Origin of the sequence: Escherichia sp. WS1265, assembly GCF_046487585.1 — a bacterium.
GTDB lineage: Bacteria > Pseudomonadota > Gammaproteobacteria > Enterobacterales > Enterobacteriaceae > Escherichia > Escherichia coli.
The window spans coordinates 19,018-36,821 of sequence record NZ_JBJQJE010000027.1 but is presented as its reverse complement, the minus strand read 5'-3'; the positions used below and the strand labels follow the sequence as shown (position 1 = coordinate 36,821).

At 43.2% G+C, this 17,804-nt stretch carries 17 protein-coding genes and 1 pseudogene; 15 read left to right on the top strand and 3 right to left on the bottom strand.

The annotated features are described in order from the left end of the window. Positions 1–10: 10 nt before the first annotated feature. The 6 genes from ACJHX3_RS21805 to pilV all read left to right on the top strand — a co-directional run bounded on the left by ACJHX3_RS21805 (position 11) and on the right by pilV (position 5,737). Complete coding sequence (locus tag ACJHX3_RS21805) at positions 11–1,549, top strand: GspE/PulE family protein (protein WP_000466225.1); 1,539 nt, start codon at positions 11–13, stop codon at positions 1,547–1,549. Then, a complete protein-coding gene (locus tag ACJHX3_RS21800; protein WP_000974903.1) occupies positions 1,540–2,649 on the top strand; it encodes a type II secretion system F family protein in 1,110 nt (369 codons plus the stop codon). Before ACJHX3_RS21805 ends, ACJHX3_RS21800 begins: the two co-directional genes overlap by 10 nt. A 44-nt stretch (positions 2,650–2,693) precedes the next feature. Then, positions 2,694–3,251, top strand: a complete 558-nt coding sequence (locus ACJHX3_RS21795) for a type 4 pilus major pilin (RefSeq protein WP_000095048.1) — start codon at positions 2,694–2,696, stop codon at positions 3,249–3,251. 65 nt (positions 3,252–3,316) lie between these two features. Then, complete coding sequence (locus tag ACJHX3_RS21790; RefSeq protein WP_001258095.1) at positions 3,317–3,799, top strand: lytic transglycosylase domain-containing protein; 483 nt, start codon at positions 3,317–3,319, stop codon at positions 3,797–3,799. A 3-nt stretch (positions 3,800–3,802) separates the two neighbouring features. Then, positions 3,803–4,438 carry an A24 family peptidase gene (locus ACJHX3_RS21785; protein ID WP_000934977.1) on the top strand — a complete coding sequence of 212 codons (636 nt, stop codon included), beginning with the start codon at positions 3,803–3,805 and terminating at the stop codon, positions 4,436–4,438. Between the two features lie 12 nt (positions 4,439–4,450). Continuing rightward, entirely contained in the window at positions 4,451–5,737 is a 1,287-nt protein-coding gene (gene pilV / locus ACJHX3_RS21780) for a shufflon system plasmid conjugative transfer pilus tip adhesin PilV (protein WP_015057162.1), read from the top strand. A 573-nt stretch (positions 5,738–6,310) separates the two neighbouring features. Here pilV and ACJHX3_RS21775 read toward each other — a convergent pair. Then, positions 6,311–6,508, bottom strand: coding sequence for a hypothetical protein (locus ACJHX3_RS21775; RefSeq protein ID WP_001356717.1), 198 nt, complete (start codon positions 6,506–6,508; stop codon positions 6,311–6,313). Positions 6,509–6,551: 43 nt separating this feature from the next. Here ACJHX3_RS21775 and ACJHX3_RS21770 point away from each other — a divergent pair. From ACJHX3_RS21770 to ACJHX3_RS21730, 9 genes and pseudogenes are all read left to right on the top strand, one after another. Next, positions 6,552–6,773: pseudogene (locus tag ACJHX3_RS21770) on the top strand (shufflon system plasmid conjugative transfer pilus tip adhesin PilV); the annotation flags it as partial. A gap of 412 nt (positions 6,774–7,185) precedes the next feature. Continuing rightward, positions 7,186–8,310 carry a site-specific integrase gene (locus tag ACJHX3_RS21765; RefSeq protein WP_000486716.1) on the top strand — a complete coding sequence of 375 codons (1,125 nt, stop codon included), beginning with the start codon at positions 7,186–7,188 and terminating at the stop codon, positions 8,308–8,310. A gap of 11 nt (positions 8,311–8,321) precedes the next feature. Beyond that, positions 8,322–8,975: a hypothetical protein gene (locus ACJHX3_RS21760; protein WP_170852113.1), complete on the top strand. Its 654-nt coding sequence runs from the start codon at positions 8,322–8,324 to the stop codon at positions 8,973–8,975. 46 nt (positions 8,976–9,021) lie between these two features. After that, the gene (locus ACJHX3_RS21755) at positions 9,022–9,537 is read left to right on the top strand and encodes a thermonuclease family protein (RefSeq protein ID WP_000698398.1); all 516 of its coding nucleotides are present in this window, start codon (positions 9,022–9,024) and stop codon (positions 9,535–9,537) included. Positions 9,538–9,631: 94 nt separating this feature from the next. After that, positions 9,632–11,308 (top strand): PcfJ domain-containing protein, encoded by a 1,677-nt coding sequence (locus ACJHX3_RS21750; protein WP_000289347.1) that lies wholly within the window; start codon positions 9,632–9,634, stop codon positions 11,306–11,308. Between the two features lie 169 nt (positions 11,309–11,477). Beyond that, positions 11,478–12,053 (top strand): hypothetical protein, encoded by a 576-nt coding sequence (locus ACJHX3_RS21745; RefSeq protein ID WP_001303470.1) that lies wholly within the window; start codon positions 11,478–11,480, stop codon positions 12,051–12,053. Between the two features lie 4 nt (positions 12,054–12,057). After that, on the top strand, positions 12,058–14,223 hold the full coding sequence (locus ACJHX3_RS21740; protein ID WP_063078686.1) for a type IA DNA topoisomerase: 2,166 nt from the start codon (positions 12,058–12,060) through the stop codon (positions 14,221–14,223). Positions 14,224–14,291: 68 nt separating this feature from the next. Next, complete coding sequence (gene hha / locus ACJHX3_RS21735; protein ID WP_000850854.1) at positions 14,292–14,498, top strand: hemolysin expression modulator Hha; 207 nt, start codon at positions 14,292–14,294, stop codon at positions 14,496–14,498. A gap of 345 nt (positions 14,499–14,843) precedes the next feature. Further along, entirely contained in the window at positions 14,844–15,284 is a 441-nt protein-coding gene (locus ACJHX3_RS21730; protein ID WP_000666084.1) for a hypothetical protein, read from the top strand. Here ACJHX3_RS21730 and ACJHX3_RS21725 read toward each other — a convergent pair. After that, a complete protein-coding gene (locus ACJHX3_RS21725; RefSeq protein WP_052234578.1) occupies positions 15,243–16,016 on the bottom strand; it encodes a PAP2 family protein in 774 nt (257 codons plus the stop codon). The genes ACJHX3_RS21730 and ACJHX3_RS21725 overlap by 42 nt on opposite strands. A 71-nt stretch (positions 16,017–16,087) precedes the next feature. Then, entirely contained in the window at positions 16,088–17,713 is a 1,626-nt protein-coding gene (locus ACJHX3_RS21720) for a phosphoethanolamine--lipid A transferase MCR-1.1 (RefSeq protein WP_049589868.1), read from the bottom strand. Between the last annotated feature and the right edge of the window lie 91 nt (positions 17,714–17,804).

Below are 17,804 nucleotides of genomic sequence, written 5' to 3'. Positions count from 1 at the left end.
ACGACACATAATGTTTTTTTCTGACGCAGACTATCCCGGAAAAGATATTTCTGATGTTGTATACGTCAGTATATCTGAAAAAGACGATAAACCTGTTCATGTTTATATCGCTGATAACAGTAAAGGACAGCGTGCTGTTCAGGCTTATATTGGCACTCTGAATGTTAAATATCCCGGAAAGGTAAATATAACCTGGACCACTCTTGATGTTATCGCATCCCGCTACCAGGACAGCGAAAGAAGGTCTGATTCAAACTCATCACAACACTTAAACAGCAACCAGGAAAAGGTCATTAGCTACCTGGCGAAAGCAAACAACCTGGGAAGTTCCGATTTGCACATCACACCTGGTCGGGACGGTTCCGAGTTCACTTATGTCGAAGCACGCGTGCATGGGGAACTGGAAATTCTGGATGTCATCCCGCGTAAAGAAGGGCTGGAATTGCTGGGTGCTGCCTATTCTGGAATGAGCGATGTTATCAAAGGTACGCAGTTTGACCCGGCAATACCGCAGGATGCACGTATCGCAGAGAATTTTCTGAAGCCTGTAAATCTTTTTGGGGCGCGCTATTCGCATTATCCGTGCGTGGGTGGTGTGTACGCGGTCTTCCGCCTGATTAAAGATGACAGCGAGGATATTCCCACTTTCGAAGAACTTGGCTACATGCCACAACAAATCCAGACAATCAGGCGAATGTTACAACGCCCGGAAGGAATTATCGTTTTATCCGGCCCTACAGGGTCCGGTAAGTCAACGACTCTGAGAACGGCTTCAGAAGCCTATCTGAGCACGTTTGGTTTCAACCATAACGATAATATGCGTCTCCCCCGAAAACGCCTTTTCACCATTGAATCACCGCCGGAGGGCCGCATTCCCGGCGCAATACAGACGGCAGTCAGGGATTCCGTCGATGGCTGGGTTGACGCGATTAAATCCGCTATGCGACTTGATCCAGACGCGATACTGAACGGCGAAATTCGTGATCACGCATCGGCATTAGCAGCAATCAAAGCCTCGATGACAGGCCACCTTCTGTTGACGACCTTACACGCCAACGATGCCCTGAATATTATTGAGCGCCTTGAAATGGAGAATATTCAGGCCAGGCTAATTGCAGATCCTCTTCTGTTTATCGGTCTGCTGAGTCAACGGCTGGTACAAAAACTCTGTCCTTACTGTAAGCGCACTTATGCTGAAATGGCAGACAAACTGAGTACAGAAGAACGGAAACTCATTGAGGAAAATTGCCTGCCGGAACAGGTCCGGTTGCGCAATCTTGACGGTTGCGAGCACTGTTATAAAGGCGTAACGGGAAGAACGGTTATAGCAGAAGTCGTCTCACCCGACGCACGTTTTTTTCAGTTATATCGTCAGTCCGGGCGTCTGGAAGCAAAATCATACTGGCACTATGAACTTGGAGGAATTACCCGTAATCAGCACTTATTACACCTGATTAATCATGGCCTGGTAGATCCGCTGTCCGCACACTTCATATCCCCCATTGACGAAGATAAATACTCAATGCTCCCGGAGGGGACATGGCGATAAAAGATATATTTGAGAAACTCAATTCGATAGAAATTGATTTCTCTGGAATATCCCACTGGCTGGCAAAATACACATTCAGGTATTCCAGAATAAGTTTATATGAAGATTTATCTGGAATGTTAAATGATGGCATAAATGTAAAGCGTGCTCTTACACACCTGATTGATGTAGAAACAGACTACGGGAAGAAAACGGGGTCTTCTGCAACCTACTATATTTGTTGTGAGTGCCTTAATGCACTGAATAACACAGGGGCAATATCTTCAGCATTAAAAAAATATATAAAGGAGGATGAATATCAATTAATATCCAGCGGTGAAATTCGCGGCGACCTTGCGGGAGGGTTAGTTCAGGCCATAAAAATTGTCAGAAGTCGTTCTGAAATGACAATGACTCTTGTTATGTCGATGATTTATCCATCCGTACTGGTTTTTGGTTGTCTGGCAAACATGTATATGGTCCACGATACCATAACACCTGTTTTCCTTTCTCTCGCACCGAAAGAACGCTGGACAAGTTCTATGCGATTACTGACAGATACGTCTGGTTTCCTGATAGAAAACGGAACGTATATTCTCTGCTTCTGCATCGTACTGTTTTTCCTGATCAGATATTCGCTTGCGCGTTATACAGGACCGGGCCGTCAGTATCTTGATTACATTCCCCCCTGGTCACTTTATAAAACATTTAATGGTGTAAGTTTTCTCTTCAACATGGCCTCCATGTTAAGTATTGATATTCCCGTTGCAAAAGCACTGGAAAGGCTGGAGAAAAACAGCACTCAAAACAGATGGCTACTCGAACGAATAAAAGAAATCAGGAGATATGTTTTACTTGGACAGTCACTTGCAATGGCAATGAAAAGTTGCGGTTATGACTTCCCATCGAAATTATGCATTAACAAACTATTACTTCATTCTGAAAATGCTGACAATGCATTGATGATGTCTAACTATGCTGATAAATGGCTGGAGGAAGCAAAAGGAAAAGTCAAATCAACAGGAGTCTGGATAACTGTAGTATCCGCATTAATTGTTTTCGCATTTATTGTAATGATGATTACTGCTCTCTACGATGTCAGTAACGTCCTGCAACACTAATCCCTAATATTTTTAACCTCTCAATAAATAAGGAATTATTTATTATGTCTTCTATTAATATTTTAAATATGCGTTCTGTTTTTTCTTCTCTTTCTGCACGCCGTAAAAAAGAACAGGACAAAGGGGCAACACTGATGGAAGTGTTATTGGTTGTTGGTGTTATTGTTGTACTTGCAGCAAGTGCATATAAACTCTATTCAATGGTGCAATCCAACATTCAATCATCCAATGAACAAAACAATGTCCTGACAGTGATTGCCAACATGAAATCACTGAAATTCCAGGGGCGTTATACTGACAGTAACTATATTAAGACTCTCTACGCGCAAGGATTACTGCCATCCGATATGATCGCAGATACAACTGGCGCAAGCGCGAAAAACCCGTGGGGCGGCTCCGTTACAATCACCACCTCTTCGGATAAATACTCCTTCAATGTTGTAGAGGCCAATGTCCCACAGAAAAACTGCATGGCAATGGTAAACGCCCTGCGTTCTTCCAGCGCAATCTCCAAAATTAACAACACTTCCACATCAACCGTCAGTGCAGCAACTGTTTGCGCATCTGACAGCAATACGCTGACCTTCAGCACTGATTCCTGATTTTTCATGTGCATCGGATAAGCGCCTTCGGGCGCTTATTTTTTCCATGTTTAAGGAGGAGTATTGTGCGTTCTGTTCTTTATATCCTGCTATCATGTATTTCATCATTAATCTTTTCATTGCAACCCGCATATTCAGCGACAACGACCCGATTTGATGCCTGCTTTGCACAAGCCGGGCAACGTTACCTGATTGACCCCCTGCTTCTGAAAAGCATTGCCACTGTAGAAAGTTCACTCATACCAGACCGGATAAATCACAACAAAGAAAAAGGAAAAATATTAAGCACCGATTACGGACTAATGCAAATTAATTCATCACACATCCCTAACCTGAAAAAACTTGGCGTAATAAAAGACAAATCAGAGCTTATTGATAACCCCTGTCTCAATATACAGATTGGCGCGTGGATTCTGGCAACACATTTTCAGAAATGCGGCATAAACTGGAGTTGTCTTGGCAGTTATAACGCTGGTTTCAAAGAAAGTAACGAACAGAAAAGAATCAAATACGCACGCTATGTCTACAATAAATACATGGTAAGGTAACTTATGCTAAACAGCATATTTAATACGGCGATACTTTGCTGTGCAAATATCGTCTGTCAATGCTACGCCTACAATGAAGTTAAATTCCGTTTAAATAAACTTAATGTATCTTATAAAACCGGAGCAGAGAAATATTACTGCCTGATACTGACAACGCTTGCCGTTATGTATCTTTCATTAAATCAGCTATCACTGATTCAATCTATAATAGTGATTATTTTCTATGCTTTCCTTACATTAATGGCCTGTATAGACCTTCTTTCATTTCTACTACCACGCCTTTATACCGTGACATTTATCTTCTCCGGCCTGTTATATCAGACATGGAATAACAATATATTGTCTGGTTTGTTTTGTGCAATACTGATGTTCTTCATTATGCTGTTTGTAAGACTTTACTTTGCATATAAAAACGGAACGGAAAGTTTCGGCATGGGAGATGTGCTACTTATTGCAGGAACTGGCGTATGGTTTCCAACGCCTGAGATTGCCTGTTCAATTGTATTTATTGCCGTTATCGGCGGAATTATTTTCTTCACTCTTGGCGGATTAAACAAGCAAAAAAAATATATCCCATTTGGCCCATTTCTTTGTGGCGGAATGTTTGTTTACTCACTCGTACCGGGAATATTATTCTGAGGATTAAGAGCAATGAAAAAGACAGATAAAGGTGTATCTCTCCTTGAGGTATTGCTTGTCATCGGCATAATGGTGATGGTTATCCCTAAAGTTTATGAAAACATTGAAAACCATCTGAATAATGTTCGCTGGCAGAATGCAGCAGAACACGCAAATACCTATAACACCGCTGTTCGTAATTATGTTGCTGACAATGCATCAACACTACTTGCTGGCTCTTTACCCAAAACAATCACGCCAGCAACACTCATTCAGAAAGGCTATCTGAAATCTGGTTTTTCTGAATCCAATTTTGGACAAAGCTACATTACCGGTATTGCAAAGAACAGCAAAACATCCCGTCTGGAAGCCCTGACCTGTAGTAATGGCGGTCAGTCCCTGTCAGAAGCCGGAATGCGCTCGGTAGCAAGCATGATTGAAGGGCTTGGCGGCTACATCAACAGCAGCAAGCAGGCGATTGGCGCGGGTGGCGGCTGGTCTGACACGCCTTCAAATTACGGGCTGAACTGCGCGACCGGGCATATTGCAATGGCACTTGTTGGCGCTGATTTGCAGGAAAGCGACCGTTTATATCGTTACTCCATAACCAATCGTCCCGACCTTAACAGGATGCATACGGCGATTGATATGAACAGCAACAATCTGAACAACGTCGGCACTTTAAACGGCAACGCCGCCGCGCTCTCCGGCGATATCAGCGCACGTAACGGTACGTTCTCTGGCGCAATTTCAGGAAATACAGCCACAACCAACGGCGATATCACTTCGAATAATGGCTGGCTGGTCACAAAAAACAGCAAAGGCTGGATGAACAGTACCTATGGTGGCGGCTGGTATATGTCCGATTCGTCCTGGTTGCGCAGCGTGAATAATAAAGGGATTTATACTGGCGGCCAGGTAAAAGGTGGAACTGTACGCGCTGATGGACGCCTCTATACAGGCGAGTATTTACAGCTTGAAAAAACAGCAACGGCTGGCGCTTCCTGCTCCCCTAACGGGCTTGTAGGCCGCGACAGTACAGGGGCGATACTTTCGTGCCAATCCGGTACGTGGAAAAAAATTGGCGCAGGTGATAGCCAAATTGTTACCGCTTCAGCTACTGCGTGGCGTTGGCCTGGAGCAACGGCAACATGTCCATCTGGCAAGAAAGTCATTGGTGGAGGCGGTCAATGCAGATCAAATACCGGATTTATATGGCTCACACGTTCCATGCCTTCAGGCAACAATGCATGGACTGCCAGTTGCGACACGACCGAAGATCAAAATGGTTCAATTACAGTTTACGCCATTTGCCAGTGACGATACTTATCACTGGCAAACCACGATGTAACTACATTTCCCCGACAGGTCAGTTCGGTGAGTACCGCCATAAAAGTTGTATTCGTCATAGAAGCCGCATTTCACAATTCGATTGGCATCATAGGTTGCAACTGACCCCGCAAAATAATTCGGCTTCCACCCGTGCGGATTTTCTGCATTACTGACACTCCAGGTACACTGGCTGGCAGAAAAACCAGATGGCAATGGGATCTGTTGTCCATTTGCTATTTTTCCTGTCAGAACAGTGCTACCTGATGCCCTTCTCCACGTACCGGATTGGCACTGGCCTCCGTGCCAATCCGGTATCTGGACAACGGCAAAAGTGAACTTCACTACCAGTACGTACAATATCGGGAAAAACACCCGAAATCTGAGCATTGGCGTACATGCGTACTGTTCGTGGACATACCTTAATGGTGCGCCTTTTGGTGGGTTTCAGCAGGTATACTCCGACCAAAACAAGGTTTGGTATGTGAATAATTATGCGTGGGGAAATTATGAGTCCGGCGGCACAATTACTGTTACATGCCTGAATCTTCCTGGTGCTGGGATTTAACCGAAGGGGCAACAATAAGCATCAACGTGTTCCTCATCAACGCCATCACCAATGCCATACATGCGTGTACCTGTCATGATAAATCCGGTCGGGCATTGAATGGGTTTGTAGTAGATAGATCCTCCACTTTTCCCGCCAATGAAGTGATTCATTGCTACAGATGATTGATACCACTTACAGGCGGAGTAGTTCACTTTATTGCCACCAGACCACCGACCGGATTGGCACGGAGGCCAGTGCCAATCCGGTGTGTGGAGGGCATTAGGTGGAAAGCTCAAGGTTACTCAACTTTCCAGCACTGGTTACTTGGGGCAATTTGACTTTTGTGCCATTGCCAGAATGGGAAATGCTGAGGATTCTCATTACTGCCAGGTAGTCGAGAGTCCATCTGGTTCACGAAAATGGTACAAATACGAGCACAAGACAGGTTGTATTGCGTCCTGTGTAACTCTCAATTAAGTTTGGTATCCAAATACTGAAAATACCCCTGAGCCACAAGAGTAGTTTTGGGCCGGATAAGAGGTGATCTGATAAGTTGCGCCAGCAGGGACAGCAAAAGAGATGAATGCTGTCTTCCCATAAGATGGGTTATTACTCGCATTTGTGCTAATCAATGCCCCTGCAACGTATCCCTGCAATCTGGATGTGTTAGCACAATCTCCCCCGGCGGAACCACCATTCCCTCCAGAGGCGTAAACAAACAGCGTACCACTTCCCGTATTGCGACCAGTAAATGATCCTCGGTGTGATCCAAGATTACTGTAACTACCGTTAGAGGAACCGGAAGTTCTCCACACACCGGATTGGCACGGTGATATTGCATTTCGAAGCAAGAATCTCTACCTTCCCCCCTTTTTTGTCTGGAGGGGATATGTTTCAGAAAATCAAAATTCGCAAAATGACAATCAGCCGGGCGCTGGACAAATACCTGAAGACAGTATCCATCCACAAAAAAGGCCATCTACAGGAGTTTTATCGCGTAAATGTGATTAAACGTCACCCTATTGCTGAACGCTATATGGATGACATTACCACTGTTGATATTGCCAATTATCGGGATCAACGGTTGGCGCAAATTAACCCACGAACGGGGCGTCAAATAACCGGAAACACCGTCCGTCTTGAACTTGCCCTGTTGTCATCATTATTCAATATCGCCCGTGTGGAATGGGGAACATGCCGCATGAATCCTGTCGAACTGGTCAGAAAACCCAAAATCAGTAGCGGGCGCGATCGTCGCCTGACTTCAGGAGAAGAACGCCGACTTTCGCGGTATTTCAAAGAAAAAAATCAGGCTCTTTACGTCATTTTTCATCTGGCGCTGGAAACAGCAATGCGACAAGGTGAAATCTTGTCATTGCGTTGGGAACACGTCGATCTGCAACATGGGGTAGCTCATCTTCCAACAACCAAAAACGGTGCTCCACGCGATGTTCCGCTATCCAGGAAAGCCCGTAATTACCTGCAAATGCTGCCGACACAGCTTAACGGTAATATTTTTTCTTATACCTCTTCGGGATTCAAAAGTGCCTGGCGAACAGCACTTCAGGAACTGAAGATAGAAAACTTGCATTTTCATGACCTCCGTCATGAGGCTATCAGCCGATTTTTCGAACTTGGTACATTGAACGTCATTGAGGTTGCCGCTATTTCAGGCCATCGCTCCCTGAACATGTTGAAACGATACACACACCTTCGGGCTTATCAACTTGTCAGTAAACTCGATGCCCGACGCAAGCAAACCAGCAAAATCGCTCCCTATTTTGTTCCCTACCCGGCAACGGTCGAGAACAGAAACGGGCAAGTCGTTGTGACTCTGAGTGATTTCGACCTGGAAACAAGCGCAGCCACAAAAGAACAGGCCATATTTCATGCCAGCGTGTTGCTGCTACGAACACTGGCACAAGCCGCCCAGCGAGGAGAACGCGTCCCTACTCCTGGCGAACTTCCTACAAACATTGATGAACGGGTAATGATTTGTCCATTAACAAATTAGAGGATTCACTTATGATAGAACAACTACAGAGTGATTTTTTATTCTGGATATTTATTTACTTCCTGATAGTAGGTTTGCTTATCAGAAACATTCATCTTACCAGAAAAATTAAATCCATCGAAAAAAACAAAATATTCCCAGCGGAGGAATATGCTGTCCTGGACATTGAACAGCATATGTCCAATAAATATATTGGGCGGCTAGTAACCCGTTTTATGAAGAGAACTAATGGTGCACCTTTGTTAATTGTGTTTCCAGAATACGATAAAGGAGACAACAATGAAGACAAAAATTCTCCACCATTCCAACTTGGAAAACTAACATCCAACATCAACAATATTAAAGAAATTTATTCCAATGATGACTTAAACTGTTTTCTGAATAATATTTCGGCACAAAAAAATTTATATACAACGCACTCTGGACCTAGCCAGGCATGGATTGAACATGCATATCCTTTGCAACAAGTAACTATTCTCTTACAAGGCACTCGTCATAGTGAAAGGGAAGATATAATCAGTCAACTTGAGATTATTCTTTCCAGACTAAAAAATGGAGAAAATACAGGTTTTGAGCATGACGATGATTTTGGATATTCATTTCAGTATGATGCCGCAGCAGTAGGAAAATCATCATTTTTCGATGAAGCGGCAGGAAGAAAATAAGAATAACGCTCTATCCATTGCACAGACAAATTAACGTTAATCTTTTATGAAAATCTTATTAACAATATTTATTTATCTGCTTACCGCTTTTCAGTCTGCAAATGCAGGTGGAATACCTTATACATTTAACCAGAAAATTCTTCAGGGGAAAGTTATTCGCGTTCTCGATGGCGACACCATAGAAATTAAAACACTACCCGCAAAAATTGTTGTGTATGAAGTTCCGATCCGAGTCCGATTGATAAACATCGATGCCCCTGAAAAGAAACAACCTTTTGGACGCTGGTCAACTAGTCAGCTTAAAACTCTGGTTGCAGGTAAACAGGTGACAGTCTCTTATTCACATAAAGACCGCTACGGACGCATTATCGGTCATGTGTTCACGACGAACGGCACGGATGCCAGCCGCTTTATGGTTCAGTCTGGCGCTGCATGGGTATATGAACGTTACAACGTGGATGAGTCATTACCGGCTCTGCAACGGGAAGCGCAGGAACAAAAACGTGGTTTGTGGGCCGATGCAAATCCGGTTCCACCGTGGGAATGGCGTATCAGAAATTAAGGGGGCAAGAAAATGCATTCTTCTTTTGGTTTGCCATGATTCTGTCTTTTTATCTTTGTGCAATATTAAAGGCTTCTTTTTAACAGGGGGCGGCATGTATGTAATTAATCAACAGACAAGGGACAATAATATTCTTACGTTGCATGATGTTTTTAAAATCTATCAAAATACAGGGGGGCTTCGTCTTGTAAAAACAGAGGAGAATGAAAAGTACATCTCCATTATCATTTGTGGCGTTTTTCGTATTAGAAAAAACAAAAAGAATAACAAAATCACTTTGTGGGGATACAAGCTAAGAGATAAGCACACTGGGGTATGGACCAGAAGAAATTCATTTCCTGGTAAGATTTTTTTATTCTGGTCTAAAAAATCTGCATACGACATGGACGACTGGTTAAAATATGCGATTAGCTACATCATCAAATCATTGATTGAGGCTGGATATTCAATTGAAGACAAACTCTATTTGTTACGCATTGGAGAGGAAGAGGAAAACAGTGAGAGTCGTTATATTTCCACACTATATCCATCCAATGTATATTACTCATATGAGTATGGAATACATGACATTGTTCATTGCCTTGGTAAAATAGCATCGTTCAACTACCCCTATAATACACGATATATCAGCAGACATATTTTACTCGCAGAGATAAAAAACAAAATTTATCAGAGAGCATTAAAAATTATAGGGGTGGATAATGAATTTAATGCTTCAAAAGCATTGAGTAAAGCTATATGGATAATGGTAGATAAAAAGATATTTGCACAATATGCCAGAGCTTCACATTGTTCGATAGCTTACAATTCAATTCGTCAGGCATTATTTGAGGACTATCTGGATTTTTCAAAGCGAATCCATATTGTGAATGATATGGATTTTTTCGGATTGTGGCCTATGGTTGGTCGTCTAAGACAACAACATAAAAATGGTCAGTTTATACTATCTGGAAAGACAAAAGAGTTATATGAAAAAATCAGTTTTCCCTGCAAACTTAGTTATGGTGAGTTCAGAAGTTTACGACATGTTAGTTTGTCATTAGTATATGCTTTAAATGATAAACATGATAATGCATCATTCAGATTTACAGTCAGATTATTACGCCATCCACTTATCAAGAACTATCCTGTGAGAGCAATTTACTGGATTATCGATTATATTAGCATTCGAGCTTACTCAGAAAAAGAAAATGATATTTATCGTATATGCTCAAAATGGCTAGAATATCATCGTGATTTATTTAAAAACATTGGCTTTTATGACCGTAATACTGAATCCAGGCAAACATCACGCTGGGAAATGGAAACGAATCAGTTGTGTCATGCAATTGACTGGTTGTTAGCAGAAGAACGGTTAATTCATAAAAACCAGGAGTGGCCTTCTTTCTGGAGACTATCTGATGAATGGACGCGACAAGTGAAGAATAACGTTATTCCCGTAATCCCAAAATGGAAAGGAACTGGGATAAACTGGCAGAAAGTTGATAACGGTGTAAATGAATTAATTACATTTGATGCTCTGTGTCAGGAAGGTCAGGAGATGGAACATTGCGTTGCCAGTTATGCAGACTGGTGTGCATCTGGAGAATATATTGCAATTTCAGTCCTGATGGATAATGAAAGAGCCACTCTTGGACTTTCACGAAAAGAACATGATTTAACCTATCAGTTTGACCAGATGAGAGGTATTCGTAATCAGGCTGTTTCCAGAAACATGCTAATTAAAGGCAGGCATATTTTAAAAATAATCAACTCATCACTAAAAAGATAATGAGTCATCGCATCTCATTACAGCACCGATGACTGGGTGTTTATTCTTTCTGAATACAAAAACTGACTGAAAGATAAGGAAAGAAAGTTTTCTTACCTGTTTGTCTTACGCAATGGTGAACTGGTTCACCATGAGGTCAACAAATCAGAGCTTCTTTGAGAGGTTTAACATGCAATATGCATTGCTTGATGGATTTGAACGAAAGTTTTTGCTGGATGCTCTTGAATTCGGTGTTCTGAAGGACTGGAAAGAAAATCCGGTAAAAGAACTTCCTGATATTGATGAATCTGCTCACCCCTTCCATGTCTGTTATGGTGGATATTTATTAAATCCTGGTGTTTCAGATTCAGATATTAGCAGAAAAATAAAAGACCAGACAGGATTCTGGCTGGCAGCTATTGATGATACCCGCATGGATTGTCATTCAATAGCTTATTATGATATTCACACACTCCCTCTGATTTCGTGTGGTCATCAAAAGATAGTTCCTTTTGCCGCGTTAATAAAAGCTGATGAATGCATCATTTCAAAAATTTCTTCGTATTCTGGTTTTGCCGTAACAGCCTTTTTGAGAATTAAAGACCAGGATATTGCAACTAATATACTTAACCGTGAGGGGATTTTTGCTTTTAATGGCTGTGAACGCAGATTCAGACATCCAGTAAGTGAAGATAACTGGCAACAGGCAGTATCAGAAGAACGTGCTATCCGTTGTGCCAAAAGATTAATTCAATGTAAAGGATAACAAAATGAAACTTTTTATCGCAGAAAAACCCGCAGTAGCGAATGATATTGTTAAGGCGCTTGGTGGCAATTTTACCCGTCATGATGGCTGGTTTGAAAGTGATAATACTATTGTGACTAACTGTTTTGGTCATATTATCGAATCACAGCCCCCCGAAAACTATAATCCTGAATACAAAGAGTGGAAGATTGAAACACTCCCTTTGCGTCTTTATCCCGTAAAATACCAGCCAGTAGAAAGCGCCGCAAAACAAGTTAAAACGATTATTGAGCTTATCAGGCGTGCCGATGTGACCGAAATTATTCATGCTGGCGATCCAGATGACGAAGGACAGCTACTTGTCGATGAGGTCCTGGAATATGCAGGCAACACAAAACCCGTTAAGCGCGTTCTGATCAACGACAACACCCTTCCGGCAGTGAAAAAGGCACTGGCAAATCCCAAAAATAACCGTGACTTCAGAGGACTCTATCTCAAGGCTCTGGCGCGTTCTGTAGCCGACGCGATATACGGTTTATCCATGACGCGTGCTTATACGATCCCGGCACGGGCTAAAGGCTATAAAGGGACACTTTCGGTCGGGCGTGTTCAGACGCCTATTCTTGGCCTGATAGTAAATCGCACCCGTGCCAACAAGAATCATAAATCCAGTTTCTACTACACCATGACCGGGCATTTTCAACGCGGCGTTGATGTTATCAGGGCGAACTGGAAACCTGGTGAGTTCGCACCACTGACAGACCGTAAATTACTTGATAAGGCGTGGGCGAATGGAGCAGCGGCTTCCCTTGCAGGAAAACCAGCGACAGTTGAAGCAGCAGCAACAGACGATAAAAAAACGGCTGCGCCATTGCCCTTTAACCTGGTCCGGCTTCAGCAGTACATGAACAAGAAGTTCAAAATGACGGCACAACAAACGCTGGATATCACACAGCAGCTACGTGAAAAATACAAAGCAATTACTTACAACCGTTCAGATTGCTCATATCTTTCTGATGAACAATTCAGCGAAGCACCACAGGTTCTCGATGCCCTGAAGTCAGTATTCGATCAGCCACTGGACGTTGATTCGACACGTAAAAGCAAGGCGTTTAACAGTGCGAAAGTGACTGCGCATACGGCGATAATCCCGACCGTTAACGTACCGGATGTAAACGCGCTGAGCAGTGACGAGCGCAATGTTTACCTGGCAATCGCACAACACTATCTTGTTCAGTTCATGCCTGAAAAAACATACCAGGAAGTATCCGTTGCCATTCAGTGTGGTGATGAGTCGTTTTATGCCCGTGCCAGGAAAACAACAGACAGCGGATTTGAAGCGTTTCTTGGTGAGGAAAATACCGGGGATGAGGAATCAGAAGCCGAAAATGATGATTCCGCTTTTGATCTGCTCTGTAAAATTCGCACAGGAGAAACAGTGACGACAAAAGAAGTGGTTGTGAATGAGAAGAAAACAACGCCACCGCCATTATTCACCGAAGCCACTTTACTTGCCGCGCTTGTTCGTGTCGCAGATTTTGTCACTGATCCAGTGATTAAAAAGTTACTGAAGGATAAAGATCGGGATAAAAAAGACGAACATGGCGGTATTGGTACGCCAGCTACGCGGGCTTCCATATTGGAAACACTGAAAAAACGGAACTATATCACCCTGGAAAAAGGAAAACTTATTCCGACAGATACCGGGTATGCGCTTATTGATGCTCTGCCGGATATAGCTGTTAATCCAGATATGACGGCATTATGGGCGGAAAAACAGACACTCATTGAAAACGGAGAAATGACCATCGAACAGTTCGTTGACGAACTGTACAATGATCTGATACCGATGATCAGTAATGCGAACAGTGCTGAAATAAAAGTTTCCCCCAGCGCGCCGTCTGGTCAGTCACAACGCCTGTCCTCTCCTTGTCCTTCCTGTGGTAAACAGATTGTTATCAGGCCAAAAAGCTATTCCTGTACAGGATGTGAATTTAAGATATGGAAAGATTTCTGCGGCAAATCATTAACCGATAAACAAATTGAAACGTTAATAACAAAAGGAGTTACAAGTGAATTGAAAGGTTTCATTAGTCAAAAAACAAACAAAGAATTTTCAGCAAAAGTAAAACTGGTTGACAAAGCAACCGGGAAACTGGGATTTGAGTTTACACAAAAAAGTAAGAAATAAATCCAGCAGTAGAAATCAAACATCGTTGTAGCTACTATAGGACAAGGATGTTCTTCAGGAATTGTACAATGAAAACAAAACAAGACTGGCTCTTTCAGTTAAGACGTTGCTCAACACTCGACACACTTGAAAAGATTATTGAAAAAAACCAAAACAGCCTCCCTCCTTCTGAGCTTGAGTCGTTTAATGCCGCCGCCGATCACAGGCTTGCAGAACTCACAATGAATAAACTCTACGATAAAATCCCCCCATCCGTCTGGAAATATGTATATTAGTTCTCATCTATTAATATTAGATTTTTGATCGACACAAACATCAGCAATCCCTATACACCTTTCATAGAATGAATTGAACCCTGTATATAGCCTGTCTGAAATGGATATCTGGCAGGCTATCTTAATAGTGTTATAGGTGATGTGAATGTTTTTCCACATGATCACTCTTTTTCTGTTCTTATCACTATTGATACTCCTGATAAGGATATTCTCCGCCAGACTAATAATTCCGGCTGTGGGCGTGTTTCTGCCAGTATCATCACTCTGGATGGGATTTCATATGCTCACAGAAAATGAATCCTGGACAGTTTTGTTGGTTCTTATACTTATAGACTGGATTAAATCATGAAAGAATACGAAAAAGCGGCTTTAATATATTCCTTAAAGGAAAGCAATACATTAGTTCTTCGGATTATACTCATCTCTATTTTAGTTGTCGGGGTGATTTCAGGCGCGGTATACTTATATAACTTAGCGATCTCGTTGTTTGATTCAAACCCGACGTCTGTGCAATTCACCGTTTGCGGAGTAGGCTGTTTTATTGCTCTATTACTTCAATGGATATCTAATGTTGATGCAAATTACAGAGAAAGAATTGGGGAGCAACCAAGTACAATAAAAAACATTGTACAATATTTATTTGCAGCCATTATTATCATTAGTTTCATTACAATGGCATTAACAGCCTCATTAGTCTTAAAAGACTCGTCCAACATATGGCTCAACATTACTTTTATTGCATTATTACTGTCCATTTTTGTAGCTGTTATTTCTGTTTGGGGTTGATTTTTTTTCCTTGAATTGTTCACCCTTCTTAAAAAACACCCACGCAAGCCCTGCCGACATCGCCCACGCAAGCATCATCGACACCACCGTATGGCTCAAAAAATGATCGCCAATAATCATCTTATAGCAGCCCATCGCCCAGCCCAATGCCATCACCACGATGATGATCGCACCACGACGGCGGCGCAAACTTGGCGCAAACGCAAAGGCAAACAGCGCAAATCCGCTACTGGCATGCGCCGCAGGAAAGCACTTATCAGGAATGGTGTTACGCATACTATCAAGCATCGGCAAATACGGCAGCGTACCATCAAAAATCGTCAAATGCACAGGGCAGACCACATGAGTATATGCCTTCAATGACGCGACAACTGTCGGCACTAGGATCAAAGTCAGCACCAGATACGCAAGCTCACGCACGCGAAATTTTGTCACTGGGACAAGCCACTTGGCAGTGATAGCATTGCCCTTTTTCTCATGATAAGCACGGCAAATGGTCGCAACCAGCAAGTAGATCAGCATCGCCATCAGCAGCTTTTTTAGTCCAGAATACAGTAGCAAATCTGGCAAAAAAGCTTGCTTGGCAACCATCCAATGCCCCATACCCAGATAAAACCAATCAGCGACCATCAGATCAATCTGACTGTGCTCAAGGGTCAGCGTGGCAACGATCGCCATGACAAGAGCGATACTCATCTCAGCAAGTAGGCGTTTATTTGATAAATACGGCATAACAAACCCCACCCCACCGCCCATAATACGAATGGAGTGTGCGGTGGGTTTGGAAAAAATACAGGGAGAAATCAGCGGATGAATGCGGTGCGGTCTTTGACTTTGTCCGCGGTGACATCAAACAGCTTTAATAATGTCGGCGTGATCGCGTCATGGGTCAGGACGGTATCGGTTGCCATTGGCGTGATGCCAGTTTGCTTATCCGTCCAGAAAAATGCAGGCACACTGCGCTGTTCTTTTGGTGCAAAGGCATTTGGCATACCATGTAGATAGACACCGTTCTCACCCAGACTTTCGCCATGATCGCTGACATACAGCATTGAGACATCATAGGCATTGCTGTGCGTCTGCAGCCACTGGATACTTTGAGCGATGAAATCATCGGTGGCAAGCAAGGCATTGTCATAAGCATTGATCAAGGACTGATGTTCGCACTTGGCAAGCTCATTACCTTCACACACTGGCGTGAATTTGGCAAACTTTTCATCATATCGCTTAAAATACGCAGGCCCGTGATTGCCCATTTGGTGCAGCATGATCAGCATATCTTTGCCGTTATTGGCAGCGACAAAGTCATCTAAGCCAACGAGCATACCGACATCGCGGCATTCGTTATAAGGATTGGTGTTGCAGATGGCGTTGTTGGTCGCGGATTTATAATCGGCAAATTGCGCTTTTGGCAGCTTATCCATCACGCCTTTTGAGTCCGAATTATTATCACGCCACAAGATACTTACGCCCAAGCGATCCAGCGTATCCAGCACATTTTCTTGGTATTTGGCGGTATCGACATCATACTCATCCGCGCCCAGATAGCTGAACATACACGGCACAGAATACGCCGTCGATGTGCCGCACGATGTGACATTGCTAAAATTGGTCACGCCATCGATCTTGGCAAGCTGTGGGAAAGTATCGCGCTCATAGCCATTGAAGCTGACATGATCGGCGCGTGCCGTCTCACCGACGACGAACACCACTAGGCGTGGCTTACGCATATCAGGCTTGGTTGCTTGTACCGCGTCTTTGGCGTGATAAATGGTATCTTTTGGCGCACTGGCTTTTTTATACTCAATACTGGCAAGCTTACCCACCGAGTAGATTGGCATGATCGGATTGACATAGCTACGCAGCGGCTTATGCACGCGAAAGAAACTGGCATAATGACTGCTGAACGCCACCACAGGCAGTAAAATCAGCGCAAGACTTGCCACGATCAAGCCCAATCGGCGCATCAAACCCTTGCCCCAAGTCGGATAATCCACCTTAACAAAAGCCACAAGCAAACTTGGTAGCACACCCAAACCAATGATACGCATGATAAACGCTGCGTTTAATAGATCCTTGGTCTCGGCTTGGTCGGTCTGTAGGGCATTTTGGAGCATGGTCGTATCATAGACCGTGCCATAAGTGTCAGTAAAATAACTGGTCACCGCGCCCATGATTAATAGCAAAATCAACACAGGCTTTAGCACATAGCGATACGATGATAACAGCGTGGTGATCAGTAGCATCGCGCCAAAGAGCACGACAGCGATCGTCAGCACAAAGCCGAGATTGTCCGCGATGGGATAGGTTTGGCTGATTTTATCAAAAAAGGTAAGATTGGCGGTCGCGGTCAAGAAAACGGCAACACTCGCCACAAGAACAAACGGACTGACCGAGCGTCGGTACCACACAGAAGTATGCTGCATCATGAGAAACTACTCAAAAAATAAACGGTGGGATAATTGCGGCAATTTTACTGCAATTTTTTAAGAAATCCAGTACAATTTATCTGATATAAAA